Source organism: Corynebacterium antarcticum (genome assembly GCF_016595285.2).
GTDB lineage: Bacteria > Actinomycetota > Actinomycetes > Mycobacteriales > Mycobacteriaceae > Corynebacterium > Corynebacterium antarcticum.
The window spans coordinates 392,987-417,426 of sequence record NZ_JAENIP020000002.1 but is presented as its reverse complement, the minus strand read 5'-3'; the positions used below and the strand labels follow the sequence as shown (position 1 = coordinate 417,426).

General features: G+C 66.5%; 27 protein-coding genes. All 27 read right to left on the bottom strand.

Features of this window, described 5'->3' with window-relative positions; genetic code table 11:
- Window positions 1-12: 12 nt before the first annotated feature.
- Window positions 13-234: a translation initiation factor IF-1 gene (gene infA, locus JIM95_RS06115; protein ID WP_075724780.1), complete on the bottom strand. Its 222-nt coding sequence runs from the start codon at window positions 232-234 to the stop codon at window positions 13-15.
- Window positions 235-465: 231 nt separating this feature from the next.
- Window positions 466-1,200: a L,D-transpeptidase gene (locus JIM95_RS06110; RefSeq protein ID WP_200260382.1), complete on the bottom strand. Its 735-nt coding sequence runs from the start codon at window positions 1,198-1,200 to the stop codon at window positions 466-468.
- 63 nt (window positions 1,201-1,263) lie between these two features.
- On the bottom strand, window positions 1,264-2,058 hold the full coding sequence (gene map / locus JIM95_RS06105; RefSeq protein ID WP_200260385.1) for a type I methionyl aminopeptidase: 795 nt from the start codon (window positions 2,056-2,058) through the stop codon (window positions 1,264-1,266).
- A 148-nt stretch (window positions 2,059-2,206) separates the two neighbouring features.
- The gene (locus JIM95_RS06100) at window positions 2,207-2,752 is read right to left on the bottom strand and encodes an adenylate kinase (RefSeq protein WP_200260388.1); all 546 of its coding nucleotides are present in this window, start codon (window positions 2,750-2,752) and stop codon (window positions 2,207-2,209) included.
- Window positions 2,749-4,068, bottom strand: coding sequence for a preprotein translocase subunit SecY (gene secY / locus JIM95_RS06095; protein ID WP_200260391.1), 1,320 nt, complete (start codon window positions 4,066-4,068; stop codon window positions 2,749-2,751). Before secY ends, JIM95_RS06100 begins: the two co-directional genes overlap by 4 nt.
- A 311-nt stretch (window positions 4,069-4,379) precedes the next feature.
- Entirely contained in the window at window positions 4,380-5,183 is an 804-nt protein-coding gene (locus JIM95_RS06090) for a TSUP family transporter (RefSeq protein ID WP_200260394.1), read from the bottom strand.
- A gap of 404 nt (window positions 5,184-5,587) precedes the next feature.
- Window positions 5,588-6,040 carry a 50S ribosomal protein L15 gene (gene rplO / locus JIM95_RS06085; protein ID WP_200260397.1) on the bottom strand — a complete coding sequence of 151 codons (453 nt, stop codon included), beginning with the start codon at window positions 6,038-6,040 and terminating at the stop codon, window positions 5,588-5,590.
- 8 nt (window positions 6,041-6,048) lie between these two features.
- Window positions 6,049-6,234: a 50S ribosomal protein L30 gene (rpmD, locus tag JIM95_RS06080; protein WP_198734927.1), complete on the bottom strand. Its 186-nt coding sequence runs from the start codon at window positions 6,232-6,234 to the stop codon at window positions 6,049-6,051.
- A gap of 3 nt (window positions 6,235-6,237) precedes the next feature.
- Window positions 6,238-6,885 carry a 30S ribosomal protein S5 gene (gene rpsE, locus JIM95_RS06075; protein ID WP_200260400.1) on the bottom strand — a complete coding sequence of 216 codons (648 nt, stop codon included), beginning with the start codon at window positions 6,883-6,885 and terminating at the stop codon, window positions 6,238-6,240.
- A 40-nt stretch (window positions 6,886-6,925) separates the two neighbouring features.
- Window positions 6,926-7,327 carry a 50S ribosomal protein L18 gene (gene rplR / locus JIM95_RS06070; RefSeq protein ID WP_200260403.1) on the bottom strand — a complete coding sequence of 134 codons (402 nt, stop codon included), beginning with the start codon at window positions 7,325-7,327 and terminating at the stop codon, window positions 6,926-6,928.
- The gene (rplF, locus tag JIM95_RS06065) at window positions 7,327-7,863 is read right to left on the bottom strand and encodes a 50S ribosomal protein L6 (RefSeq protein ID WP_198739048.1); all 537 of its coding nucleotides are present in this window, start codon (window positions 7,861-7,863) and stop codon (window positions 7,327-7,329) included. The genes rplR and rplF overlap by 1 nt, the downstream gene beginning before the upstream one ends.
- Window positions 7,864-7,880: 17 nt before the next feature.
- Window positions 7,881-8,279, bottom strand: coding sequence for a 30S ribosomal protein S8 (gene rpsH / locus JIM95_RS06060; protein ID WP_198734931.1), 399 nt, complete (start codon window positions 8,277-8,279; stop codon window positions 7,881-7,883).
- Window positions 8,280-8,645: 366 nt separating this feature from the next.
- Window positions 8,646-9,872 carry an acid phosphatase gene (locus tag JIM95_RS06055; RefSeq protein ID WP_200260406.1) on the bottom strand — a complete coding sequence of 409 codons (1,227 nt, stop codon included), beginning with the start codon at window positions 9,870-9,872 and terminating at the stop codon, window positions 8,646-8,648.
- 102 nt (window positions 9,873-9,974) lie between these two features.
- Window positions 9,975-10,802, bottom strand: a complete 828-nt coding sequence (locus JIM95_RS06050; protein WP_200260409.1) for an ATP-binding cassette domain-containing protein — start codon at window positions 10,800-10,802, stop codon at window positions 9,975-9,977.
- On the bottom strand, window positions 10,803-11,888 hold the full coding sequence (locus JIM95_RS06045) for an ABC transporter permease (protein WP_200260412.1): 1,086 nt from the start codon (window positions 11,886-11,888) through the stop codon (window positions 10,803-10,805). It abuts the gene before it with no gap.
- Window positions 11,885-12,847, bottom strand: a complete 963-nt coding sequence (locus JIM95_RS06040; RefSeq protein WP_200260516.1) for a sugar ABC transporter substrate-binding protein — start codon at window positions 12,845-12,847, stop codon at window positions 11,885-11,887. The genes JIM95_RS06045 and JIM95_RS06040 overlap by 4 nt, the downstream gene beginning before the upstream one ends.
- 239 nt (window positions 12,848-13,086) lie before the next feature.
- A complete protein-coding gene (locus JIM95_RS06035) occupies window positions 13,087-13,599 on the bottom strand; it encodes an ArsR/SmtB family transcription factor (protein ID WP_200260415.1) in 513 nt (170 codons plus the stop codon).
- Window positions 13,596-14,720, bottom strand: coding sequence for a serine hydrolase (locus JIM95_RS06030; RefSeq protein ID WP_200260417.1), 1,125 nt, complete (start codon window positions 14,718-14,720; stop codon window positions 13,596-13,598). The genes JIM95_RS06035 and JIM95_RS06030 overlap by 4 nt, the downstream gene beginning before the upstream one ends.
- 45 nt (window positions 14,721-14,765) lie before the next feature.
- On the bottom strand, window positions 14,766-15,707 hold the full coding sequence (locus tag JIM95_RS06025) for a methionyl-tRNA formyltransferase (RefSeq protein WP_200260420.1): 942 nt from the start codon (window positions 15,705-15,707) through the stop codon (window positions 14,766-14,768).
- Between the two features lie 178 nt (window positions 15,708-15,885).
- Window positions 15,886-16,455 (bottom strand): 50S ribosomal protein L5, encoded by a 570-nt coding sequence (gene rplE / locus JIM95_RS06020; RefSeq protein ID WP_200260423.1) that lies wholly within the window; start codon window positions 16,453-16,455, stop codon window positions 15,886-15,888.
- Window positions 16,456-16,457: 2 nt separating this feature from the next.
- Window positions 16,458-16,772: a 50S ribosomal protein L24 gene (gene rplX, locus JIM95_RS06015; protein WP_198739034.1), complete on the bottom strand. Its 315-nt coding sequence runs from the start codon at window positions 16,770-16,772 to the stop codon at window positions 16,458-16,460.
- On the bottom strand, window positions 16,773-17,141 hold the full coding sequence (gene rplN / locus JIM95_RS06010) for a 50S ribosomal protein L14 (RefSeq protein ID WP_198734946.1): 369 nt from the start codon (window positions 17,139-17,141) through the stop codon (window positions 16,773-16,775). It abuts the gene before it with no gap.
- Window positions 17,142-17,600: 459 nt separating this feature from the next.
- Window positions 17,601-19,391, bottom strand: coding sequence for a siderophore-interacting protein (locus JIM95_RS06005; RefSeq protein ID WP_200260426.1), 1,791 nt, complete (start codon window positions 19,389-19,391; stop codon window positions 17,601-17,603).
- 107 nt (window positions 19,392-19,498) lie between these two features.
- Window positions 19,499-20,596, bottom strand: a complete 1,098-nt coding sequence (locus JIM95_RS06000) for a thioesterase domain-containing protein (RefSeq protein WP_200260428.1) — start codon at window positions 20,594-20,596, stop codon at window positions 19,499-19,501.
- Window positions 20,597-20,658: 62 nt separating this feature from the next.
- Window positions 20,659-22,263: an amino acid adenylation domain-containing protein gene (locus JIM95_RS05995; protein WP_200260431.1), complete on the bottom strand. Its 1,605-nt coding sequence runs from the start codon at window positions 22,261-22,263 to the stop codon at window positions 20,659-20,661.
- Between the two features lie 62 nt (window positions 22,264-22,325).
- Window positions 22,326-23,639 (bottom strand): SidA/IucD/PvdA family monooxygenase, encoded by a 1,314-nt coding sequence (locus JIM95_RS05990; RefSeq protein WP_200260434.1) that lies wholly within the window; start codon window positions 23,637-23,639, stop codon window positions 22,326-22,328.
- 265 nt (window positions 23,640-23,904) lie between these two features.
- On the bottom strand, window positions 23,905-24,348 hold the full coding sequence (locus tag JIM95_RS05985) for a hypothetical protein (RefSeq protein WP_200260437.1): 444 nt from the start codon (window positions 24,346-24,348) through the stop codon (window positions 23,905-23,907).
- Window positions 24,349-24,440 lie beyond the last annotated feature (92 nt).

Genomic DNA, 24,440 nt, shown 5'->3' with positions numbered 1-24,440 from the left:
GGCTGATGGTCTTTACTTGTAGCGGTAGACGATGCGGCCGCGGGTCAGGTCGTAGGGGCTCAGAGCCACGACGACACGATCCTCCGGCAGAATACGGATGTAGTGCTGGCGCATCTTGCCGCTGATGTGCGCAAGAACCTTGTGTCCGTTGTCGAGTTCGACCCGGAACATCGCATTCGGCAGGGGCTCGACGACGCGGCCCTCAACCTCGATGGCGCCTTCCTTCTTAGCCATATCCTCCACGTTTCTCCGGTGCCGCACCCTGGGCGCGGCGTCATCCGGTAGATAGTTGACTGCATTGTCTTTTCCGACAAGCGGTGCGCATGGTGGTGCACACCAACGTCTGACAATACGCGGAGCAGAACCGGAGCGCAATCTGAACAAGGGAACGGTCCGCCGGACCACTCCACTGGAGTGCCCTGACGGACCGGTGTCGACCGGATTCCCCGGCCGGGGATCGTCGTTTCAGTAGACGTAGACCATGTCGCCGATCTGGAGGGTGTCGAAGTACTTCACCGCGTCCGCGTGGTTCAGGTGGATGCATCCGTGGGACATGAGGTTGACACTGCCCTGGTGGAAAGCGATCCCGTTGTAGGTGAAGTACACCGAGTAGGGCATGGGAGCGTTGTTGAACTCCCGGGAGATCTCGTCCCGCACCTTCCGGTTGACGTAGTGCACACCCTTCGGGGTCTCGTAACCGGCCGCACCGGATGAGATCGGTACGGCACCGTAGGTGATCCGGCCGTTGTTCTGGAGCCAGCTCCTCTGCTTCCCCAGGTCGATGCATGCACGGGCCTCGGGAGGACAGCTGCCCCGGTCGAACTCCGGTGCAGGAGCCGGCGCGGGCGCGGGTGCGGGCGCCGGAGGTGGCGGTGCCTGACGCGCCGCCTCTTCGGCGTTTCGCTGTGCGATCAGTCCCGGAAAGAGAAGGTCGACGGTGCCATCCGTCGCGGCCCGGACCCCGTCACCGATGAACGGGGGTAGCCCGTTGGCGCGCCGGTGGACGTCGTTCCTGATGTTCCAGGCGTCATTCGCGAGGTTGCTGGAGCCGCTGGGTGCGGCGGAGGACCCCGGAAGCGGAGCCGCACCGGCGGTCGGCGGCGACAGGAGGAATCCCAGGGTGAGCGCCAGAACGGCGATGACGAGAAGCCTGCGGGGCGTCGTCATCGCGGTCGAGGAACCGCTACGAGCTGAATACATGGGAGTAATCCTAGTCTGCCGTGCGAGAGAGTCGGAAGTCCGGCGGCGTGTCATCCGGATCGGTCAGTGTCTGGGGGTGAGGATCCGGGGACCGTGGGCCGTTGCCGCGACCGTGTGCTCCCAGTGGCTCGCCCGGGATCCGTCGAGGGTGACCACCGTCCAGTCGTCCTCCAGGACCGCCGAGTCCGGGGTTCCCGTCGCGAGCATCGGCTCGATGGCGAGGACACTGCCCTCCCCGATGACGGGACCGCGGCCGGGCCTGCCTTCGTTGGCGAGGAACGGATCCTCGTGCATCTCGCGTCCGATACCGTGCCCACCGTAGCCGTCGACTATGTGGAGGGTGATCCCGAATTTCTCGGCGGCCTGCGCCGTGGCCCGGCCGAGTGCGTGCGAGACGTCGGTGAGCCGGTTTCCGGGGACCATGGCCTTCAACCCCTCGGCGAGAACCCACTCTGTGGCGTTGTTGAGCCGCTCCGACTCGTCGTCGAGATCACCGATGCCGAAGGTCCAGGCCGAATCCCCGACCCAACCGTCGAGGGTCGCACCACAGTCGATGGAGACGAGGTCCCCGGGCCGCAGAACCGTCTCCGCGTTCGGGATGCCGTGGACGATGACGTCGTTGACGGAGGAGCAGATCGAGCCCGGAAAACCGTGGTACCCGAGGAACGTGGGGATCGCGCCGTTGTCCCGGATCGTGGCCTCCGCCACTGCGTCCAGCTCCAGGGTGCTGACCCCGGGCTCTGCGGCCGCCCGAACGGCCTGTAGAGCCCTGCCGACGATCTCCCCGGCCGCCTGCATGGCGTCAAGTTCTCCCGGGGTGCGGACGGGCATGGTACGGCGGCGTTTTCGGAATGCCATTGTTCTCTCTACTCCTGGGTTCGGTGCTGGAAACGGGGGCCGGCACGGAACCGGCCCACCCGGAAACACCGGAGGACCGGCCCACTGGAGCGGGCCGGTCCTCCGGTCTCCCCTGTCGTCGTCCGTGCGGGGCACACGGGGCGGTCCGCTACTTCTCGAGGGCGGCCATCGTCCGGGCGTTGATCTCCTCGACGGACCCCTCGGCCTCGATCGGGATGATCACGTCCGCGTAGTGGTCGATCAGAGGCGCCGTCTCTTCCCGGTAGACACCGAGACGCGTGCGGATCGTCTCCTCGTTGTCATCCGCTCGTCCGCGGGCGAGCATGCGCTCCACGACAACGTCCTCCGCGACCTTGAACTGCACGACCCCGTCCAGTTCGTGGCCCGACTTCCCGAGCATGCCGGCGAGCAGCTCCGCCTGCTCGACAGTCCGGGGGAAACCGTCGAGCAGGAAACCCTTCCGTGCGTCGTCCTCCGCGAGCCGCGATTCGACCATGCGTGCGGTGACGTCAGTCGGGACGAGCGTGCCGGCGTCGATGTAGCTCTTGGCTTCGAGCCCCAGCGGGGTTCCCTCACCGATGTTGGCGCGGAAGAGATCGCCGGTGGAGATGTGCGGTACTCCGAGCTTCTCGGACAGGATGGCTGCCTGAGTGCCCTTCCCTGCACCGGGGGGACCGAGGAGAACGAGTCTCATTTGAGGAATCCTTCGTAGTTGGACTGCAGCAACTGGCTTTCGATCTGTTTCACGGTGGTCAGTGCGACCGACACGAGAATCAGGATCGCGGTACCACCGAACGGCGTCGAACCCGAGGAGGTACCGACGCCCAGGTCGAGCATGAGGTTCGGGAGCACGGCGATGATACCCAGATAGAGGGCACCGACGAAGAGCAGCCGGTTCATGACGTAACCGAGGTATTCAGCGGTGGGCCGCCCGGGACGGATCCCGGGGATGAAACCACCGTACTTCTTCATGTTCTCGGCCTGCTCATTGGGGTCGTACTGGACCGATACATAGAAGTAGCTGAAGAAGATGATCATGGTGAAGTACAGGACGATGTACTGCCATGACGACGGGGTCTGCAGATACTGGATGACGTTGTTCTGCCACCAGTTGTCGGGCGAGACGTTTCCGCCGGAGTTGATGATCTGGGTGATCAGGACCGGGACGTAGATGATCGACGACGCGAAGATGACCGGGATGACGCCACCCTGGTTGACCTTCAGCGGCAGGTACGTCGACGTACCGCCGTACTGCCGGCGCCCGACCATCCGCTTGGCGTACTGGACCGGGATGCGGCGCTGTCCCTGCTCGATGAAGACGACACCCACGACGAGGATCAGGACCGCGATGAGCACCAGGGAGAACACGAGCCCCCCGGAGCTGGCCAGGATGCCCGCACCATCGGTGGGGAGGCGGGTGGCGATGCCCGCGAAGATGAGCAGCGACATACCGTTGCCGATACCGCGTTCGGTCATCAGCTCACCGAGCCACATGAGCAGCACGGCACCCGAGGTCATCACGAAGACGAGGAGGATGAGGTCGAAGATGTTCCGCTCGGGGACGAGCACCTCGAAACCGGAGCCCAGCAGCTGCCCGCGATCCGCCAGTGCGACGATGCCCGAGGACTGGAGCAGTGCCAGCGCGACGGTGAGGTAACGCGTGTACTGCGTCATCTTCGCCTGTCCGGACTGCCCCTCCTTCTTCAGCTCCTCGAAGTGCGGGATCACCACGGTCAGCAACTGCGTGATGATGGATGCGGTGATGTAGGGCATGATACCCACCGCGAAGATGCTCAACTGCAGCAGCGCGCCACCGGAGAACAGGTTGATCAGCGAGTACACGCTGGACTGATCCTGGGTGAGATCACGCAACCTGCCCGCGATCGCGCCGTAGTTGACGCCCGGGGACGGTATCTGGGCACCGATCCGGTACAGAATGATCATCGCGATGGTGAACAAGATCTTCTTGCGTAGATCAGCGTCCTTGAATGCCGAGACGATGGCGGACACATATCCTCCTGCTGGCTCCCCCGCCGCAGAAAGCCCCGTCAAAGGACTTCGGCCCACCATCGGGCCCGCGGTTTCTTGGAGAAGGTGACGGTAATTGAGATTCTTCTTCAGAGCACCCCATCAAACCCGGCAACCGCTGGCGGGCGGGTCGGTCAGTGGCGCAGAAGTTGTACGACTACGTAACCCTACCAGCTGACAGAGCCGCGTACACATGTAGGGGTTCTTCTAGGATCCCCTCCGCCGACCCCTCGGCGCGACACACCAGCCGTACGGTGCGGCAACGGCCGACCGACTGGTGAGTGGAACCTAAGTCAGACACCCGCCGCGGTCCGCACCAGGGTGATCATCCCGACGATTCCGACCAGGACACCGAACGTCGCCGACAGCACCGCCGACGGTACCCGCTGGGACAGACGTCCCGCGAGCACCCCACCGACCATGGAGCCACCGGCGAACAGGAGAACCAGGCTCCAGTCGAGTACGAAGGACTCCCTGGCGATCCCGATCAGTATGGAGACACCCGACGCGATGATCATCACGAGCAACGATGTTCCGGTCGCCTGCCGAATTCCGAACCCCATGGCCACCACGAGAACGGGGACGACCGCGAAACCTCCTCCGACCCCGAACAATCCGGTCAGCAGCCCGGTCACCGCCGCGGCACCGGCGACGAGGACGGGGGATCGACGCGGAGTTCCCCGGGTCTCTCCCGGCGAACAGGGGCCGGCACCGGCGGAGCCCCCACCACACAGGTCCCTGAACGAGCTGCCGATCATGGTCGCCGCGACGGTGAGCAGCAGCGCGGAGAAGGCGAGGAAGAGGGTCTCCGCATCCAGGCGCTCATTGATCAACCGGCCCGGCACCGCACCGAGGGTCGTCATGGCGCCGAACACGAGTCCGTCCCGCCACCGCACCTGGTCGCGCCGCGCCTTGCCGGGAAGGGCGACCGCCGCCGTCAACGCGACGATGACGAGGGAACCGTTCGTCGCCGCATGTTCCGACTGGCCGAGGAGATAGGTGAGAACGGGAACCGCGATGATTCCGCCGCCCGCTCCGAGCGCCCCGACGACGGCGCCGACCAGCAGGCCGATCCCCGCAGCACCGAGCAGGCTCACGACGCGGTTTCCCTTCCAGGCTCCATGATGGATGTACGGACCCACTCCAGCGTAGGTCAGCGTCCCCGGGCACGCGCGCTCACCCGGCGGGCCGTCCACGGGGAGCGCGGAGGAGTGTCCGCGTGGCCCCGGGCCGGCAGGTGGTGCAGCCCGGACGGCACGACTGCCGTGCTCCCGGTGGTTCCGCTGCACTCCACGGGGCTCCCCTGAACCACCGCGCGACCCCGGGCGGGGTCCGGGGTGGCCCGCCCTTTCCCGGGGAATCGTCCCGACGCCCTGCGGTTCGACGGATGACGGGACGGACAGGACACACAGAAACCCCGTACCTCCGGCGACGGAGATACGGGGTTCTCGTGTTCCACAACCGGGCCTCTACGGTCGGTGCGGAACCCGGAAGGCGGTTGTTACTTGCCTTCGGCGGTCACGGAGCCACCTGCGGCCTCGATCTTCTCCTTGGCGGAGTTCGAGAACTTGGTGGCGGTGACGTTGACCTTGACGCTGATCTCGCCGTTACCGAGAACCTTGACAGGCTGCTTGGCGCGGACGAGGCCGGCTGCGACGAGGTCGGCGACGGTGATGTCGCCACCCTCGGGGAAGGCCTTCCCGAGATCCGAGACGTTGACCACCTGGAAGGTGACCTTCGCCGGGTTCTTGAAGCCCTTCAGCTTCGGCAGGCGCATGTGAAGCGGCATCTGGCCGCCCTCGAACGACGCCGAAACCTGCTTGCGGGCCTTGGTGCCCTTGGTACCGCGACCGGCGGTCTTGCCCTTGGAGGCCTCGCCTCGACCGAGACGGGTCTTGGCCTTGTTGGCGCCCTTGGCGGGGCGCAGATCGTGAAGCTTGATGGGATCGCTCATTTAACTACCTACTCCCCCGCCACTTCTTCGACCTCGACCATGTGGCGCACCACGTTGACCAGTCCGCGCACCTGAGGGGTGTCGGGCCGGACCACAGAGTGGCGGATGCGCTTGAGACCGAGAGTACGCAGCGAGTCCTTCTGGTTCTTCTTGGCACCGACGGTGCCCTTGAGCTGGGTGATCTTGAGGGCCATTGGTTAAGCCTCCTTGCCTGCGCGAGCGCGCAGCATCCGGGCCGGGGCGACCTCTTCGAGGGTCTTGCCGCGGCGGGCCGCGACCTCTTCGGGACGGACCAGCTGCTTGAGACCGGCGACGGTCGCATGCACGACGTTGATGGCGTTGTCGGAGCCCAGGGACTTGCAGAGAATGTCCTGGACACCGGCGCACTCAAGCACGGGGCGCGCTGCGCCGCCGGCGATGACACCGGTACCGGGGGCGGCCGGACGCATCATGACGATGCCTGCGGCGTCCTCGCCCTGGACCGGGTGGGTGATGGTGCCGGCGATCATCGGGACACGGAAGAAGTTCTTGCGCGCTTCCTCTGCACCCTTCTGGATGGCCGCGGGAACTTCCTTGGCCTTGCCGTAACCGACACCGACCATGCCCTGGCCGTCGCCCACGATCACGAGAGCGGTGAAGCTGAAGCGACGACCACCCTTGACGACCTTGGACACGCGGTTGATGGTGACGACGCGCTCGATGTACTGGTTGCGCTCGTCCTGCTGCTGGTTGCGACGGTCGTCGCGGCGTCCTCCGCCGCGGCGATCATTGCGGTTGTTGTTGTCTTTGCTGTTGGTGGTGCTGTCGGCGGAGCGTCCGCCGTCACGCCGTTCACGTCCCGGCATTACGCGATCCTTCCGTTGTTGATCTTGGTGAAAGCGGTCATCAGAACTTCAGACCACCTTCGCGGGCGGCGTCGGCCAGAGAGGCGACACGGCCGTGGTACTTGTAGCCGGCGCGGTCGAACTTGACCGCCTCGATGCCGGCGGCCTTCGCACGCTCGGCGATGAGGGTTCCGACCTTGGCGGCGCGGGCCTTCTTGTCGCCCTCGGAGCCACGGATGTCCGGTTCCATCGTGGACGCGGCGGCCAGGGTGTGGCCGGCCAGGTCGTCGATGATCTGGACGTGCATGTGGCGCGAGGTGCGGTGCACCACGAGACGCGGGGTATCCGCGGTTCCACGCATGTGCTTGCGCAGGCGCGCATGACGGCGCGTGCGGGCGACACGACGGCGGGTGGAGATGTCCCGACCGATGGGGAGGCGCTTGTTCTGTGCAGTGTTGCTCATTACTTACCCGTCTTTCCGACCTTGCGGCGGATCTGCTCACCGGCGTAGCGGATGCCCTTACCCTTGTAGGGGTCATCCTTGCGCAGGCGGCGGATGTTCGCGGCGATCTGGCCGACCTTCTGCTTGTCAATACCCGTGATGGAGAACTTCGTGTTGCCGTCGACGGCGAAGGTGATACCCTCCGGAGCTTCGATCAGGATCGGGTGGCTGTAGCCGAGAGCGAACTCGAGGTTGCTGCCCTTGGCCTGGACACGGTAACCGACACCGAAGATTTCCATCTTGATGGTGTAGCCCTCGGTGACGCCGACAACCATGTTGTTGACCAGCGAGCGGGACAGGCCGTGCAGGGCGCGGCTCTTGCGGTGATCGTCCGGGCGGGAGACGATGATCTCGTTCTCCCCCTGGGCGACGGTGATCGGAGCCGGGATGGTCTGGGTCAGGGTTCCCTTGGGACCCTTGACCTGGACGTCCTGGCCGTCGATGGTGACGGTCACGCCGTTGGGGACGGCGACCGGGTTCTTACCGATACGCGACATTGTTGCTCAATCCTCCCTTACCAGACGTAGGCGAGGACTTCTCCGCCTACACCCTTCTCGGTAGCCTGACGATCGGTCAGCAGACCCTGGGACGTGGAGATGATGGCCACGCCCAGGCCTCCGAGGACCTTCGGCAGGTTGGTGGACTTGGCGTAAACGCGCAGGCCCGGCTTGGACACTCGGCGAACGCCCGCAATGGAGCGCTCGCGGGACGGGCCGTACTTCAGCGTCAGTGAGAGGGTCTTGCCCACCTTCGCATCTTCGACGCTGTAGTCGGCAATGTAGCCTTCCTGCTTCAGAATCTCGGCGATGTTCGCCTTGAGAGTCGAGGACGGCATCGACACGGTGTCGTGGAACGCGTTGTTCGCGTTGCGCACGCGCGACAGCATGTCGGCGATAGGATCAGTCATGGTCATGGCAGACCAGTAGCCTTTCTCGTTGCGGTTCCCCTGATCACGCTAATGACCACCCGGCGTTATCATCTTCTCCCTGGCCACTTGTCGCCACAGGCCACTTAGTAGTGGTGCAGCTCGCTGCCAGCAGTAACCGATGGACGCCATCGGGCGGGGGGCCTACAACAAAGTAGGAGTGGAACGTCTGTACGTTTTCGTGGCGGTGTTGCCACAAGGGACCTGCACGACGACCACTGGAGGTTGCACGGGGCAGCGCGACAGCGGACGGACGCAAGTCCAGCGGATCACGTTACCGCAGCTGGACGTCGATAGGCAATCCGTCGGCAATGTTCCGGCCCCGACCCCCCATCGGCCCCGACCCGCGTACCGCTATCCGCGGAGGCGCACCTGTCCCTCCGGGGTCACCGTGACTTCCGCCGCCATCGCGGCGGCGAAGTTGATCCGCTGCCAGGAGCCCTCCGGCCCGGTCTCGTCGAGCGGCATACCGCCGGGCCCGGCGGTCAGCCGGAGAATCTCGGCTCTCTGCGGGTGGGAGAGATCCGGAAACGCCCCGAGCAGCAGATCGGGTGCCGCCTGCGGAACAATCATCCCCGCGGCCGGGTCCCCCACCGGAGTGAACCCGTAGTTCATCCGGCGGGTGTACTCTCCCACCGGGTCAGCCGAGTACGCGGCCCCCCGGGACGCGCATTCACCGAGGGGCGCCCCACACCGCCACTCGAGTTCGGCGCGGATCTCGGCTGCCGCCGCACGGAGATTGGCCCGCATCTTCGGATCGTTCCACCGGTCCGCGGCCGCGGCGGTTCCGGTCATCCTGCCACCGATGACGTCGAGCGGGTAGTGGACGCCCATGACCAGACGGTGTTCACCGGCCTCCGATCCACGGGCCAGCAGCTGCGGCCCGAACTCGGGAAGCATCACCGCAAGCAGGATGGTCGTCCACGTCGCCTGGTTCGTGTGACCGGAGGGGAAGGACTTCGAGGTGCTGTAGAAGTTCCGGTCTTCGGCGGTGTACCTGGTGATGCGGTCGGGTGCGACCACGAAGGGGCGCGGGTTCGCGAAGATCTCCTTCTCCACGAACGTGGAGCTCGCCGGTCCACCGGCGCGGGCCAGCCATCCGCCGCCGAGCAGCATCCGGGTCTTCGGGAGGCGGTTCTCTGCGAGAGCGTCGCGGAAGTGTCCGGCCAGGTTCGGGCCGAGCGCGTCCGCCAACGGGTTCAGCACGCCGTCCCGGTCGGCGCGGGCGTCCGCCTGGGCCCGGCGAATGCGCTCCGGGTCCGAGGCTGCGGCGTTGTTGATCGCGATGACCTGCTCGAGGTTGGAGTTCATCACGTCCGGGTTCTCCCGGAGTTGCGTGAATGAGTCGATCACGTCGAGATAGATGCCGTAGGGGTGGGAACTGATGTCGGAGATGTAGCCCACGTAGTCCTGGGGACCGAAGGGAACGGGGACCGGCGCGCCGTCGTGGTGGACGGGGATCTCCTGCCCGGGGAGCTGCGCGGGGATGGGCGGCAGATCGACCGCCTGGGCCGGTTGTGCGCAGAGGGCGGTGAATGCGATGGCTGCCACTGTGGCGGCGGCGCGGCGACGGTGAGACATGCCCGTCAGTCTAGGGCTCCGCCCGTGGCCCCGAGACGATCTGACGGGACGCTCACCGGATCGTCACCGCCCGTTCACGCCGGGTGGGGGTGGCGGGGGTGTTCAGTCCCTCTTGAGCTCGTGTTCGAGCGCGTCCAGTTCCCCGCCCCCGGCCATCTGGAGCGCGAGTTCGTCGATGCCGGTGTCGGCGCGGTTCACGGCGAGTATCTGGCGTCCGAGCCCGAGCACGACGAATTCGTCACCGACGAGGTAGGCGTGGTGCGGGTTGTGGGTGATCAGGATGACGGCGATTCCCCGGTCACGGGCGTCGGCGACGAACTTGAGCACCATGCCGGACTGCTTGACACCCAGCGCAGCTGTGGGTTCGTCCAGGATGACCACCCGGGCACCGAAGTAGATCGCCCGGGCGATGGCCACGACCTGCCGCTGACCGCCGGAGAGCTGATTCACCTGGACATCCACGTCGGGGAGGTCGATGCCCATCTCCAGCAGCTGCTCGCGGGTGATCCGGCGCATCTCCGCGGCACGCAGGTGCCCGAACGGGCCCACGGTCAGTTCCTGGCCGAGGAAGAAGTTCCGCCAGACGGGCATCGTCCCGACGACCGCGAGATCCTGGTAGACGGTGGCGATACCGGCGTCGAGCGCGTCCTTCGGGCCACGGAAGTGCGCGACCCGCCCGTCGATGACCACGTCCCCGGAGGTGGCGGGGTGAAGCCCGGAGAGGATCTTGATGAGCGTGGATTTCCCGGCGCCGTTGTCGCCGAGGATGCAGGTGACCTCCCCCGCACGGACGGTGAGGTTGACCCCGGACAACGCGTTGAACGCCCCGTAGGACTTGGCGACATCGCGCAGTTCGACGATGGGGGTCCCGGCGTCCGCCGGACGTGGATCCCGGACCTCGGGGGCGGTGTCGGTGGTGGTGGTGTCCATCTACCTGTTCTCCGTGTAGTTTGCCGTCGTCCTGTTGGCGATGACCGCGAAGAGCAGCATCGCCCCGAGGAAGAACTTGAACCAGTCGGGGTTCCATCCCGCGTAGACGATTCCCTGGTTCGTCATGCCGAATATGAGGGCACCGATCGCGGTTCCGACCGCGGTCCCCTTGCCGCCGGTCAGTGCGCAACCGCCGATGACGGCGGCGATGATGTAGAGGAACTCGTTGCCCACGCCCTGTCCGGCCTGGATGGAATCGAAGGCGAAGAGATTGTGCATGCCGACGAACCAGGCGGCGAACCCGACGAACATGAACAGCACGATCTTGACGCGACGGACGGGGACGCCGACGGCCTCGGCCGCGGCCTTGTCTCCACCGACCGCGAAAACCCAGTTGCCGAACCGGGTCTTGTAGAGGATGTAGCTCGCGATCCCGACGAACAGAAGCCACCAGAACACGGTCACCTTGACGTTCACCCCACCGATGCTGACGGAGCTCGCGAAGATCACCTTGGCGGAGTTGAAGCCGTCCATGTTCCCGATTGAGTGGGTGGCGACCTGTCCGGCGATGAGCTTCGTCAGCGCGAGGTTGAGACCCTGGAGCATGAGGAACACCGAGAGGGTGATCAGGAACGAGGGGATCCCGGTGCGGGTGACGAGGAAACCGTTGAGTGCGCCGATCGCGAGGGCGGTTCCGAGGGAGAGGAACACACCGACCCAGGAGTTCAGGTGCAGGTGGTAGTTCAGCATCGCCGCGGCGAGTGCCGCGGAGGTGACCGCGACACCCGAGGAGAGGTCGAATTCGTCGCCGATCATGAGCATGCCGACGGCGAGCGCCATGATGCCCATGGTCGATGATGCGTAGAGCACGGTGGCGAAGGCGTCGGGTGTGCGGAACGGCGGGGCCACGATCATGAAGAGGATGAAGATGATGACCGCACCGACGAGGCTCGCCAGTTCGGGGCGACGGATGAAACGGTCGAAGACCGTCCGCTCCCGGAGCCGGTCGTCGGCCGCGCCGTTCGCCGGCGGGCCGACGTCCGGGCTCACGGCCGCGTCACCGGCGGAGGTGTGCCCACGAGTCATCGAAGACCTTCTGTTACGGCGTCAGCTATGGAGTCGACGTTCTTGGCGTCGACGAACGAGGGGCCGGTGAGGACCGGCTTGCCGCCGCCGAGGGTCGATCCGTTGCGGATCGCGAGCCAGATGGCGTCCACGGCGAGGTATCCCTGCACGTAGGGCTGCTGGTCGATGGCCCATTCGATGGTGCCGTCCTTGATCGCCTTGACCAGTTCGGCGTTGGTGTCGAAGGTGGCGATCTTGGCGTCGCTGCCCGCGTCCTTCGCCGCGTCGATGCTGGTGATCGCGACCGGCGCGACCAGCCCCATGATCCAGTCGATGGAGGGATCCTGGGCGAGCTTCGCCTGGACGGTGGAGGCGACCGAGGTCATGTCCATCCCGTTGACGTAGAGGATCTCCATGTCCCCGGAGTCCCCGAGGCCCTTCTTGATGCCGCCGCAGCGGGCTTCCTGGGAGGAGTTTCCCTGTTCGTGGATGACGCAGAGGACCTTCTTCGCGCCGTCGGTGGCGAGTCGCTCGCCGGCGAGTTCACCGGCGATGGACTCGTCCTGCCCGAAGAAGGCGGACAGGTCGTAGTCGGTGTAGTCGTTCATTCCTGCGTTGAGCCCGACGACGGGAATCCCGGCATCGACGGCCTTCTTCGCGGCCGGCCCGATGGCCTCGGCGTTGGGTAGCGTCACGGCGATACCGTCGACGTCGGCGTCGATCGCGGACTGAACGAGGTTCGCCTGGTTCGGCGCCTGGGGGTCCGAGGAGTACCGCAGCTCGATGTTGTCCTTCTTCGCGGCATCCTCCGCGCCCTTGCGCACGAGATCCCAGAAGGTGTCACCGGGAGCTCCGTGGCTCACCATCGCGACGACCGCGCGGGGCGTGTCGACGGTCCCACCGCCTGCGGAGTTCGAACCGGACTCCGGGGCTCCGCCCGTGGATGAGCAGGACGCGAGCGCGAGCGCTCCTGCGGTTATGGTTGCGGCGACCGCGGAGACCCGACGTGCGGGACGGGTGCGGGTGGCGCGGTCACGGGAGAACAGCGTGGACAGGTCTTTGAGTTTCACAATGAGTCATTGAACGCACCCGCGAAACCAAAAACAAGCTGGCTGAACTGCGTATTTACCGATTCAGTGAACATGACCAGCGGGATACCAGCAAAAGAAATTCAGTCGGTGGAGCACCATCGGCCCCGTTCGGGTTCCAACCCGTCACGCTACCGGTCGTGCGCCGATGCGCCCCTGAACTCTCCGGCGACATCACCGGCGGACGCCAAAAGGAGCAGCAGCGGCACGACCCCGGGCGCCGGAACGTGGTATCTCCCGTCCCCGTCGCGTTCGATGATTCCGGCGGACTGCAGCGGCTTGAGGTGATGGTAGAGGGGACCCGGCGAGCTGTATCCGAGGAGCTCCTGAAGCTGCTTCGGGGCGGCCGGTCCGGCGATCAGTTCGCGGAGCATGACCAGCCGCACGGGACTGGAGAGGGCGGTGAAGATCTCCGCGATCTTCTCCCCCGGCAGGAGGCGTGCGGCCTCGGCTTCGAGCGTGATCGCCCACCGGAGCTGCTCCGGTGCCGTCAACTCACCGCTGTACCGGACGGTTCCGGTGATCGCCCCCTGTCCGTCGGTGGACGGCGGTTCCGGGGGTCCGGGGTGCTCGAGCCTGCGTACCCGCGACTCAAGGTCGGTGACGCGTTTCCTGAGATCCGCGAGTTCCTGTGCTTCAGTCATTCTCCACACGTTAGCTGGTCGAGTGTCCCGTCGGAGTCGACCGCCCGCAGCATGAGGTCCTGCCAGGCGAAGGAACGCAGCATGTCCGCGTTCCCCTCTTCGGGCACCTCGTTGGTGATCAGGACGGCGACTGCCGCGGTTCCGTCCTCACGTCGGATCTCCATGGCGTCGGCCAGCACCCCCGGAAGGCTGCCGCCCTTGTGCCCGATCGCGGTGTACCCCTCCGGGTCGGTGTGCTCCAGGTGACGGCGTGCGACGTCACCCGCGGGCCCACCACCGCCGGTGGCGAGAGCGGTGTAGACGGCGGCGAGGTCGCCGGCGGTGGCGGTCGCGGTGCCGCGGAGGATGTCCCGCTGCACGGCGTACCCGACCGGCGTGCGGTGCAGGATGTCGGCGGCCCATTCGGCATCCTCCCGGTATCTGCGGGATGCCGCGGTCGGATCACCGGCGACCTCGGGGTCGAGGATCGCGAGCATCGATCCGAGGTAGTCGGGGATGCGGGGGTTGCTCCATCCGGCTCCCTCTGCCGCGGCCGTCAGGGCGCCCGGGCCGAGTTCCTCGGCCAACCAGTCCGCGGCTGCGTTGTCGGACTCGATGATCATCGCGCTGACGAGGTCGTCGAGTGCGACGGTGGCGTCCGGGTCGGAGGCCACGGCGACTCCGGGAGCCATTTCCCGGGTCTGAATTCCCAGCCGCTCGAGTGCGGCGGCGTGGGCACCACCGTCGAGGGGCAGATAGAAGGCCTCCCAGTCGGAGACCGCTACCTGTGTGTCGGGCCGGAGGGTGCCGTCGGCGACGGAGTCGGCGTAGGCGAGCAGGTGGATGATCTTCGCCGCGGATGCGACGTCCAGCGGCGTGTCGGCGTTCTTCCGCACGGTGTCGGGGCCGTCGGGTGTCGCGGCATCGGGGATGATGACGAGGGCGGTGTCCTCCGGGTGGGCCGCGAGATGGGTGATCCACCCCGGGGTGGTGGTCAGGTCGGCGTCGGTGCCGGTCCGCGGACACTCCGCCACAGACTGGTTCGACCCGGTCTCCGTCGGTGTCGTGGCACAGGACCCCAGGGTCACTGCGCTACAGAGGATGGCTGCGGTGAGAGTTCTGGAGAGACGCTGAGTTGACATATTTCTAGAGTTCCAGAGTTCTAGAAATATGTCAACGGATTCTCGCTACCTGGACTCCGGACGCAGGTAAGCCCCGGGACGGATGACCTGCCCCGGGTTCTCGATGTCGGTCCCGTCCGCCAGCCGGATCCGGTTGATCTGCACCCCGTGCTCCCGGCCGGTGTGGGCCGCGGGACCCGCGACGACGACGATGTGCTCACCGTCGGTCACCACCCGCCCCGGGGTGCCGCCGAACCGCATGGGGCTGATCTCGACGTCGATCAGGTAGATCAGCTGATCCCCCAGGTAGACCCACGCGTTGAAGAAGGGGTCGCAACTCGCCCGCACGAGGTTGAACACCGCGCGGGCGCCGAGAGAGAAGTCGACGCCACAGTCCGCCGGGCGACGCCGGTGGAAGTAGGTCCACTGTTCGGGATCCTGCGGCGTCGGCACCTTCCCGGCGTCGAGGGCGTCGAGGGAGTCCCGCAGGACCGGTCCGACCAGATCGAGACACCGGTCGGTCAGCGTCAGTGCGTCATCGGAGTCCGTCACCCGGGTGGCACGCTGGGCGACGATGGGGCCGGTGTCGAACCCCTCGGCCATCAGGTGTCCGGTGACCCCGACCTCGGACTCGTCGTTGATCAACGCCCAGTTCGGCGCCCCGAATCCCGCGTATTTGGGCAGCAGGGAATCGTGGATGTTCAGCGTTCCCAGACGCGGAGCGTCGTACACGTCCCGTGCGATCACCGACGTCCAGTTCGTCACCACCATGAGATCCGCGTCCGCCTCACGGATCGCCTCCGCGGCGGCGCCGTCGAGGCGCTTCGTCTCGATGACCGGGATTCCACGCTGCCGGGCGAAAGCGGCGACGTCCTCATCCATTCCGGCGTAGTACGGATCGTCGATCGGCGGCTGGGTGCAGACGAGCACGATCTCATGACCGCTGTCGGCGAGGGCGGTGATGGAACGGTAGCCGAAGGTGGCGAAACCGGTGAAAATGATGCGCATGCCCGAATCGGACCTCTTTCCGGTGGGTGTAGATAGGGAAGCCTCAACAACGGACATCGTAGCCGAGCGGTTCAGCCTCCCCTCCACCGAGGGGCCTGAGTCGAAACCCGGAAATGCGGAACCGCCCCCTCCGGATGTCCGGAGGGGGCGGTTCGACCGATCGGCCGGAAAGCGTCGTCTAGCGCTCCTGGCCCGGCTTCTTGAAGGGGAAGCCCAGCTCGCGGAGCAGGGCACGGCCTTCATCGTTGTTCGTCGCCGTCGTGACTACGGTGATGTCCATACCACGGGGGCGGTCAACCTTGTCCACGTCGATCTCGTAGAACATGGTCTGTTCCGTGAGGCCGAAGGTGTAGTTGCCGTGGCCGTCGAACTGCTGGTCCGAGAGTCCGCGGAAGTCGCGGATACGGGGCAGGGCGACGGTCAGCAGGCGGTCCAGGAACTCCCACATGCGGTCACCACGGAGGGTGACGCGGGCGCCGATGGGCATGCCCTCACGCAGCTTGAAGTTTGCGATGGACTTCTTGGACCGACGGATCTCCGGCTTCTGACCGGTGATCAGGGTGAGGTCCTCGAGCGCGCCGTTGATGAGTTTGGCGTCGCGGGCGGCGTCGCCGACGCCCATGTTCACGACGACTTTGACGACGCCGGGAACCTGCATGACGTTGTCGTAGTTGAACTCTTCAGACAGTGCGGTGCGGATTTCCCCGCGGTAGCGGGTCTTCAGACGAGGGGTGTAGTTCTCGCTCATGTTCAGATGTCCTTCCCGTTGCGTCGGGAGATGCGCACGCGCTTGCCGTTCTCATCGATCCGGTAGCCGACGCGGGTCGGGTTTCCGTCGGAATCGATGACCATGACGTTGGAGACATGGATCGGCGCTTCCTGGGTGACGATGCCACCGGACTCGGCGCCACGCTCGGGCGCGGAGTTCGCGACGTGCTTCTTGATGCGGTTGACTCCCTCGACCAGGACCTTGGAGCGCTTCGGGTAGGCCTCGATGACCTTGCCGCGTGCGCCCTTGTCCGGACCGGAGATGACGAGGACGTTATCGCCCTTGTGGATCTTCATTTAGATTACCTCCGGTGCCAGCGAGACGATCTTCATGAACTTCTTCTCACGGAGTTCACGTGCGACGGGGCCGAAGATACGGGTACCGCGCGGATCGCTGTCGTTCTTGATGATGACGGCTGCGTTCTCGTCGAAACGAATGTAGGAGCCGTCCGGACGACGGGTCTCCTTCTTCGTGCGGACGATGACGGCCTTGACGATTTCGCCGGCCTTCACGTTGCCGCCGGGAGTGGCTTCCTTGACGGTGGCGACGATGACGTCACCGATACCGCCGAAGCGTCGGGTGGAGCCACCGAGAACGCGGATGCACAGGATCTCCCGTGCACCAGTGTTGTCGGCGACCCGCAGACGCGATTCCTGCTGAATCACTATGGGTCTCCTGACCTGGATTTCAATGTGCGCCGGATTTCCGACCCGGACGCACGCGGTCTGATGTACTTGCACGGCCACTGACGCTCCGGGGAGAACCCGGTGAAGGCGACGAACACCGTACATGAGCGGGCACCGGCGATCGGCCATGGTGGGACCGGCGATACCCGCGGTGTCGAAGGGTCTCGGCCCGCGCTCGGAAACGCACGGCGGGCCGACCCACGTCAGCGACCGAATCATTCAATCACATGCAGCGCAGCGCAGCAACCCGCCCCGGACCCACCCCACCCACGGTCTCGGTGCGTGGGGACGATGACGGGCCCGACATATCCGGTACCTGGGATTTCTCCCGGATCCCTTCCGCCCTCCACCCCGGGAGTGAACCGTGTCCGGCGCCCCGGAAGGACCGCCGTTCCCGGCGGACCCGCTTCACGCGATGTGGACGCTTTTCCGCCCCGACTACCGTCGGGTGGCCGTGACCACCCAGGAACCCCAGCCCACGGCCACGGCCCCGTCCACCTTGTAGCCCGCGCGTTCGAGCGTGCTCCGGATGTCCCGGCGCGTCGGCAGCGATGTGCCCGCCACACACAACCGCACCAGGTCGTCGACGTAGTCGTCCGCGTCCCCGCCGCTCTCATCGACCTGCCGCGTCACCAGCACCAGTTTCGGCACGCCGGTGGCGGCGAGCAGATCGGCGGGTCCGGCCGGGGCCGCCAGAGCGAAGGGGTCGACCACCACCAGCGTATCCACGTCCTCCACGGCTTCGCCCGCCGAGTAGGCGCGGCAGGTCACCGCCCCGCTGAGGGGTATGTCCGGTACACCTCCGGGGACAAGGCACACCACCGACACATCGGGGCGACGGTCGCTGCACTCCTGCGCGTAGACATCCGCGGCGGCACCGGCGAACCCCACCACCGGACGGCGTGCCCCGTCGGTCACCGCATCCAGAGCCTCCACCACCGCGGGCGCCGTCGATGCCGCCTCTGATGCCCGCCGCTGGCGGCCGACACGGTCCACCAGCGCAGCGGTGTCGATCGACCCGACCCCGTGTGCGGTACCCAGTTCGACGGCCCCACCGGTGCGCACCGCGTCGTCGAGGTGCAGAAACGCGAGCAGATCCACCAGCCCGGACCCGGCGAGCATCTGCACGGCCCGGGACTCGGGGTCGACGAGTTCCCGGCCCATCGCCGTGAGCCTGATCCGGGTCACCCCGGGCACCCCGTCCCGGTCCGCCGTCTCAAGCCTCAGAAGGCCACGGGCCTCGAGATACCGGGCGAACCGCAGCACGGCGGATTCAGTTGTTCCGGTTTCCGCGGCCACTGCCGCCGGAGTGTCCTTTCCGCCGTCCACCGCGGTGAAAAGACCGATCCGCACCGCGGCGCGCAGTGCCAGACCGCCCGAGACATCCGCGAGTTCAGCCAGCGCGTGCAGGGGTGCCGCTCCACCACCGTCACCGTCGGTCTGCTCGCGCCAGTACCCGGTCACCTCCCGGTCGGCCGGGTCCACGCCATGGTCCCTGATGACCTGACGCATCCTCCTCAGCTGGCCCGCCTCACCGGCACACCACACGTAGACGCGACCGGCGGGCCACTCCAGCGTCTCGAACGCCTCGGCCAGATTTCCCCCCTCGGCGCGGATGACCCACCGCAGGTCCACGTCCGCCGCGGTGGTGAGCTGTTGGACATCGTGTCGTTCGGCCACCTCCACGAGGGCGGTCACCGGAGTGCCGGTGGGTAGGTCCTCGAGGCATCTCCCGATGGCCGGGAGCGCGGTCATGTCCCCCACGAGGACGAGATGGTCGGCGTGGGTGGGCAACGCGCCGCACCGTTTCGGACCCGCCACCCACACCCTGGCTCCGGGTGCCGCGGAGACCGCCCAGTTCTCCGCGAGCCCCTTGCCGTGCCGGGCGAAGTCGATGGTGACCTCGCCTGCGTCTGCGTCGTACTTCCGCACGGTGTAGGTCCGGAAGAGCCGGTTGACCTCATCATTCCACTTCAGCCGGCCGTCTCCCCCCGACGGCGGGTACGGCCGGGATCCGGTCACCGGATCCGGGAAGATGATGCGGACGTCGTCGTCGAAACCGTCGCTGATGAACTCGGGCATCCCGTGCCCGTCACGGGTGTGTGCCCGAAGCCCCGGGCCGCCGAGAACGACGCGTCGCATTCCCGGGGTGAGGTCCTCGGAACGGATCACCTCGAGTTCCCGGATGCTGATCGGGTGGATGTCGTGGGTTCGACTGCTCCGCGTCATGTGCAGTGGTGTCCTTCCGGGAATCGGGGTGCGAAGATCAGGGGCACTCAGGCTACCGGGCCGGGTACGGTCCGCGGTCGTGGACTCCCCCGCCCCCTGGGGCGGCCTCAGTCGCCGAGATGGCGCTCAATCACGGGCGCCATGGACTCCCACGCCCGGACGGAACTCATCGCCAGGTGAGTGCTGTCGACCGTGTGTGAGCTGACCGGCTCGACGCCGTCCAGATCCTCCCACGCCTTGAGCGGTTCCCAGTTCAGACCGGCCATGTCCGTCGTGTCGCCGGCACGAAGCACGAGAACCGGACCGGTGTACGGCGACCGGGTCGCGGTCATGTGGATCATGAAGCACCGTCCGGATGCGTCCTTCATCGCGTCGATCTCCTCCTGCGAGAAGTTGGGGGCGTTGGCGGCCCGGATCATCTCTCCGATCAGGGCGTCATCGAAGTGTCCGAGTACGGCCATGATGTCGCCGAACCCACCGTCGCCGGGGAGCTCCGGGATCTCCTCATCCGGCTTGTGGTGCCGGATGAAGGTGTCCAGTGCGGCGGCGAGACCGTCCGGTGTGTCCGGCGCGATCCCGGAGGGGTAGGCGTCGATGACGCCGAGGAAGTCGACCGTCTCGCCGTCCTGCTGGAGCATGCCCGCGATGGTGTGGGCCAGCGCACCGCCGGAAGAGTAACCGAGCAACCGGTACGGCCCCTCCGGCTGCACCTGCCGGAGGAGATCGAGATAGTGGCGGCAGAGCGCGTCGTGATCGAGACCGATCGACAGGGTGGTCTCGGCGTCCGGGAGCTGCACCCCGATGACCCGGTGGTTCCCTTCGAGGAGCCCGGCGAGTGGGGCGTAGCTCCAGGCAAGTCCGACGACGGCGTGGAAACAGAAGATCGGGGCACCGTCACCGCCGGAGAAGTCGACCAGTACGCCCTCCCCGGGGAGCTGGGCGCGGGCCGGAGCTTCCTCCCCCCCGATGGTGGCCGCCGAGGCGATGGCCTCCGGCGTCCGGTGCGTCAGGATCGTGTCGACTCCGACGTCGAGTCCCGCCCGACGGAGACGCCCCAGGAGCTTCATCGCCGACAGGGAGTGCCCGCCGCAGGCGAAGAAGTCGTCACCGGATCCGATGACGGTTCCGGTGAGTTCGCTCATGTTCCGGGCGATGAGGTCCGTCGCCTCGGCGCGATCCGGTACGGAACTGGGATTGTTGCTCATGATTGTGGGGCTCCTCGGGAAGGTGCTTGGAGTGGGTGCGGGAGAACGGGGAGGCGGGGCTTTCAGGCGCGGTCGTGGTATATCCGGACCAGCGCACGCCGATCGAGTTTCCCGTTGCCGGTGACGGGGAGTTGATCGATCCTGGTGATGGTCGACGGCACCGCGTAGGCCGGAACCCGGTCCCGCAGGTGCGCCGTCAGCGTGTCGAATTCCGGGCATCCCGGTTCCGCGACGATGAACCCGCGCAGCTCCGGGTGCTCCCCGGTCGTGTCGGCAACCGCCGCGGCGGCACGGACGCCGTCGAGGGCTGCGAGTGCGGATTCGACCTCGCCGAGGGTCACGCGGTTGCCGCGGATCTTCACCTGGTCGTCGACACGACCGGCATAGTACATCTGACCCTTGTGCCAGCCGGCGAGATCACCCGTCCGGTACATCCGCCCTCCGTCATCGCCCTCGAAGGGGCTGGGGACGAACGTCCGGGCCGTGAGTTCCTCATCACCGACGTATCCGGCGGCGAGCTGAACCCCCGCGAGGTAGAGTTCGCCGGTCTCGTCGTCACCGACCTCGTTGCCCCCGGCATCGAGGATGTGGACGGTGACATTGTCCTCGGGGAGGCCGAGCAGGCACGTTCCCTCCGGACAGGGGGGAGTCGAATCCGCGGTGTACTCGACGCACGTGACGTCCATCGCCGCTTCCGTAGGTCCGTACAGTCCGAGTATCCGGCACCCGATCTCGTCGAGGCAACGTTGTGCCAGATCCGTCGGGACCGCCTCTCCTCCGAGGAGCAGGAACCGGAGACCGTTCAGAACCTCGAGGGAGTCGCCGAAGTCCTCGAGGACCTCGGCGACGACCCGCATGTGACTCGGAACCATGGACAGCACCGTGACCCGGTTGTCCCGGATGACGTCCACGAAGCCGTCGACGTCCCCCGGCCACCAGTCCGCCGCGGGTAGCACGACGGCGCCTCCACCGGCCAGTGGGGTGATCATCTCCGCGACACTCACGTCGAACCCCACGGGCGCCTTCTGCATCCACCGGAGGTCCTCGACCGGCCCCAGTGTGCGCACGAACCACTGCATGTGGGCGGCCGCTCCCCGGTGGACGTTCAGGACGCCCTTCGGGGTGCCCGTCGTCCCGGAGGTGTAGATCAGGTAGACGCCGTCATCCGGGGTGACGGGCCGGGTGAGCTCGGCCAGTTCGACCGCGGAGGTGTCCCCTTCCGGAGACAGGGGAACCGGAATCACCGGCAGGTCCGTGGTCGGCAGCTCCACGTCGCCGACGGTGAGCACCAGAACGGGATCGGAGTTGTCGAGTATGAACGCGATGCGCTCCACCGGATTCGAGGGATCGACGGGCGTGTAGACACCACCCGCCCGGATCACGGCCGCCGCGGCGATCGGCAGTGCGGCCGATCGCCGGGCGACGACCGCGACCCGGTCCCCCGTGGAGACTCCCGCCCCGAGGAGGGTTCGGGTGAATGCGTTGACCCGGGAGTCGAACTCACCGTGGGTCAGGGTCGCGTCCGCCGCGACCACCGCGTCGAGGTCCGGGTGCTGCTGCGCGGCGAGCCGGATCATCGCGTCGACGGTCCCGGGTTCGACCGGGACCACCGGGCCACGGTTACGGGAGGGTACCGGTCGGAGCTGGGTGGGTGAGATTGAGTTCATGGATCCGTTCTCGTGTGATGGTCTGATGTGCCTGGCCGGGTCATCGTCACCGGGGAATCCGGTCACACCCTGTCGCTGGTGGCACGGCTGCCCACGGACACCAGCCCGTCGCCTTCACCGGCGATGCCCCCGAGGATCCGATCCGCGAGGAGTCCGAGGCAGCTGAGATTTCCAAAACCCGGCCCCTGGTTGAATCCGGCGAGCGTCGGGAGCACGAGAGTCGGGTTCATTCCGTCGACCGTGAGGTCCCTTCTGATGCTTCCCTCGATACCGGTGACGAACGCAGCAGACCTGACTTCTTCGTGCGGATCGAATCCGGCGGCGGCGGCGAGCCGGGCCCGCGCACCACCACCGAGGAGACCGAGGAACCAGGACGGGTCGGCGCCACGGGCGTCGATGACGGTGTCGGCGGCGATGGAGCTCCCGGGTTGTTCCACGTGGACGACGGGTCCGACGGCCCCCGCCGTCACGGATGAAACCGACCCCATGACGTGCCTGCACCTTCCGTCGCGCCCGATGAGTTCCAGGGACTGCAGCGAGAGCACACCCCGGTCCGTACGGCAGAGCATGGCTCGCCGGGTCGCGGCGTCGAGTGACGTCCAGATCTCGGGGTCGGTGTAGAGCGCATTCTCCTGGAAGTTCTCTCCCCGGGACAGCAGGCATGCGGTGGGAGCGATGGTGATGATCTCCGCGACCCGGTGGGTCGTGAGCTCCTCGATGATGCTCGCCGCGGTCTCTCCTCCACCCACGACGCAGACCCGCCCCGTGAACCGGGTGTCCGCGGCGACGCGCGCCCAGAAACCCGCGACGCTCAGTACGTTGCTGTGCTGGAGGAAGCGGCGCTCACTCGTTCCGGGCCCGGTGAGCATGAGGGCCTCCGAGGACAGGATCCTCGGTGTCCCGGAGATGGTGTCCTCCACCCGTACGCGCCAGCCGCCATCGGAGACCTCGGCGTTGGTGACCCGGCCCGGTACGGGAGTCAGCCCGATTCGTTCGCTGACCCACCGGAGGTAGGCCGCCCATTCGCTGTGCATCGGCTGTGGTCGACCCCTGTCGATCCACCCGGCGTACGTCCCCGCGTCAATGAGATGGGACGTCCAGGACAACGCCGACATTCCACGGTCGATCTCGGTGTCGATCCGGTGGTCACCGGTGAGTTCGGTCCGGTACGGGAAGCCGAGGTCCTTCTCCGGAGATGTCCCCAGCCGGTGACGGCCGTCGGTCCAGCCGCCTGCGGCCAGCCAGTGTGCGCCGACTCCGTGGGGATCGATCACCGTTATCTCCGGTACATCCAGACCGAGGTGCCGGGCAACGTGGGCTTTGGCAGCCACCGCCAGTGCTTTCGGTCCGGCTCCGACGATGGTGAGGGTGCTCACTGGGATCTTCCGCTCCTGTCATTGTGTGGCGTTACGACACCGGATCTGTAGCTGCGGGACAGCACACCAAATCACCAGCCGGTCCACGGAATCGTTGACTCCCCGTATACCGTAGGGCAGCCTTGGCTTCAGCTCTCACCACCTTAACACTGTCGCGAGCCTCACCTAACCCGTGACACCCTATTTGAGTTGTGTCGGGCTTTGACCGGCGACGCCCCGATCACCGGGATCCGTGGAGCGGGAAACGACGGACAGGGCCAGCATTTCAGGCCCCCGTCAAGTCCCCCACACGCCGGATCAACGGCTGGAGCTCAGCCGAGATGCGTTCAGCGACGACCACTCCGATGCTCAGAGTCTCCATGATGAACTCATCCAGTTCCACCGCGGTAACCGGCTCCCGGACCGGAAGATCGAAGGTGACCGCAAGAATCCCCACATCGGGGAGGAACGAAACTTCGCCCGGTCCGGGGATCGTGTTGAGGGCGGTCGCCAGCATCTCGCCGGCGAGCGTCTCCGTCCGACCCCGGAGCACCCGCGGGTGGGCTGTCGTCACGGTCAACCGGCTCCCCGGCCCGTCCATCCTGAACCAGTAGGTGAGGTCACCGACGATCACGATCAGTTCGCCGTCGCGTGTTCCGGTACCGAATCCGAGTGCGTGGAGGCGTTCCCGGATGAACCTCATGTCCATTGCCGGCGTGGATGTTGACATCGTTACCTTTCTCTTCGGTGGGAGGGAGGTGATCACTCCGGCGGAGTGCGCGCCGGAACGAAAAAGGGCCCGAGACGCCTGAAGGCCCCGAC

Coding starts and splice junctions, on each gene's coding strand:
- infA (WP_075724780.1), bottom strand. CDS start 234: ATGGCTAAGAAGGAAGGCGCCATCGAGGTTGAGGGCCGCGTCGTCGAG.
- JIM95_RS06110 (WP_200260382.1), bottom strand. CDS start 1,200: ATGTATTCAGCTCGTAGCGGTTCCTCGACCGCGATGACGACGCCCCGC.
- map (WP_200260385.1), bottom strand. CDS start 2,058: ATGGCATTCCGAAAACGCCGCCGTACCATGCCCGTCCGCACCCCGGGA.
- JIM95_RS06100 (WP_200260388.1), bottom strand. CDS start 2,752: ATGAGACTCGTTCTCCTCGGTCCCCCCGGTGCAGGGAAGGGCACTCAG.
- rplO (WP_200260397.1), bottom strand. CDS start 6,040: ATGAGCGATCCCATCAAGCTTCACGATCTGCGCCCCGCCAAGGGCGCC.
- rpmD (WP_198734927.1), bottom strand. CDS start 6,234: ATGGCCCTCAAGATCACCCAGCTCAAGGGCACCGTCGGTGCCAAGAAG.
- rpsE (WP_200260400.1), bottom strand. CDS start 6,885: ATGCCGGGACGTGAACGGCGTGACGGCGGACGCTCCGCCGACAGCACC.
- rplR (WP_200260403.1), bottom strand. CDS start 7,327: ATGAGCAACACTGCACAGAACAAGCGCCTCCCCATCGGTCGGGACATC.
- rplF (WP_198739048.1), bottom strand. CDS start 7,863: ATGTCGCGTATCGGTAAGAACCCGGTCGCCGTCCCCAACGGCGTGACC.
- rpsH (WP_198734931.1), bottom strand. CDS start 8,279: ATGACCATGACTGATCCTATCGCCGACATGCTGTCGCGCGTGCGCAAC.
- JIM95_RS06055 (WP_200260406.1), bottom strand. CDS start 9,872: ATGTCTCACCGTCGCCGCGCCGCCGCCACAGTGGCAGCCATCGCATTC.
- JIM95_RS06050 (WP_200260409.1), bottom strand. CDS start 10,802: ATGGACACCACCACCACCGACACCGCCCCCGAGGTCCGGGATCCACGT.
- JIM95_RS06045 (WP_200260412.1), bottom strand. CDS start 11,888: ATGACTCGTGGGCACACCTCCGCCGGTGACGCGGCCGTGAGCCCGGAC.
- JIM95_RS06035 (WP_200260415.1), bottom strand. CDS start 13,599: ATGACTGAAGCACAGGAACTCGCGGATCTCAGGAAACGCGTCACCGAC.
- JIM95_RS06030 (WP_200260417.1), bottom strand. CDS start 14,720: ATGTCAACTCAGCGTCTCTCCAGAACTCTCACCGCAGCCATCCTCTGT.
- JIM95_RS06025 (WP_200260420.1), bottom strand. CDS start 15,707: ATGCGCATCATTTTCACCGGTTTCGCCACCTTCGGCTACCGTTCCATC.
- rplE (WP_200260423.1), bottom strand. CDS start 16,455: ATGAGCGAGAACTACACCCCTCGTCTGAAGACCCGCTACCGCGGGGAA.
- rplX (WP_198739034.1), bottom strand. CDS start 16,772: ATGAAGATCCACAAGGGCGATAACGTCCTCGTCATCTCCGGTCCGGAC.
- JIM95_RS06005 (WP_200260426.1), bottom strand. CDS start 19,391: ATGACGCGGAGCAGTCGAACCCACGACATCCACCCGATCAGCATCCGG.
- JIM95_RS06000 (WP_200260428.1), bottom strand. CDS start 20,596: ATGAGCAACAATCCCAGTTCCGTACCGGATCGCGCCGAGGCGACGGAC.
- JIM95_RS05995 (WP_200260431.1), bottom strand. CDS start 22,263: ATGAACTCAATCTCACCCACCCAGCTCCGACCGGTACCCTCCCGTAAC.
- JIM95_RS05985 (WP_200260437.1), bottom strand. CDS start 24,348: ATGTCAACATCCACGCCGGCAATGGACATGAGGTTCATCCGGGAACGC.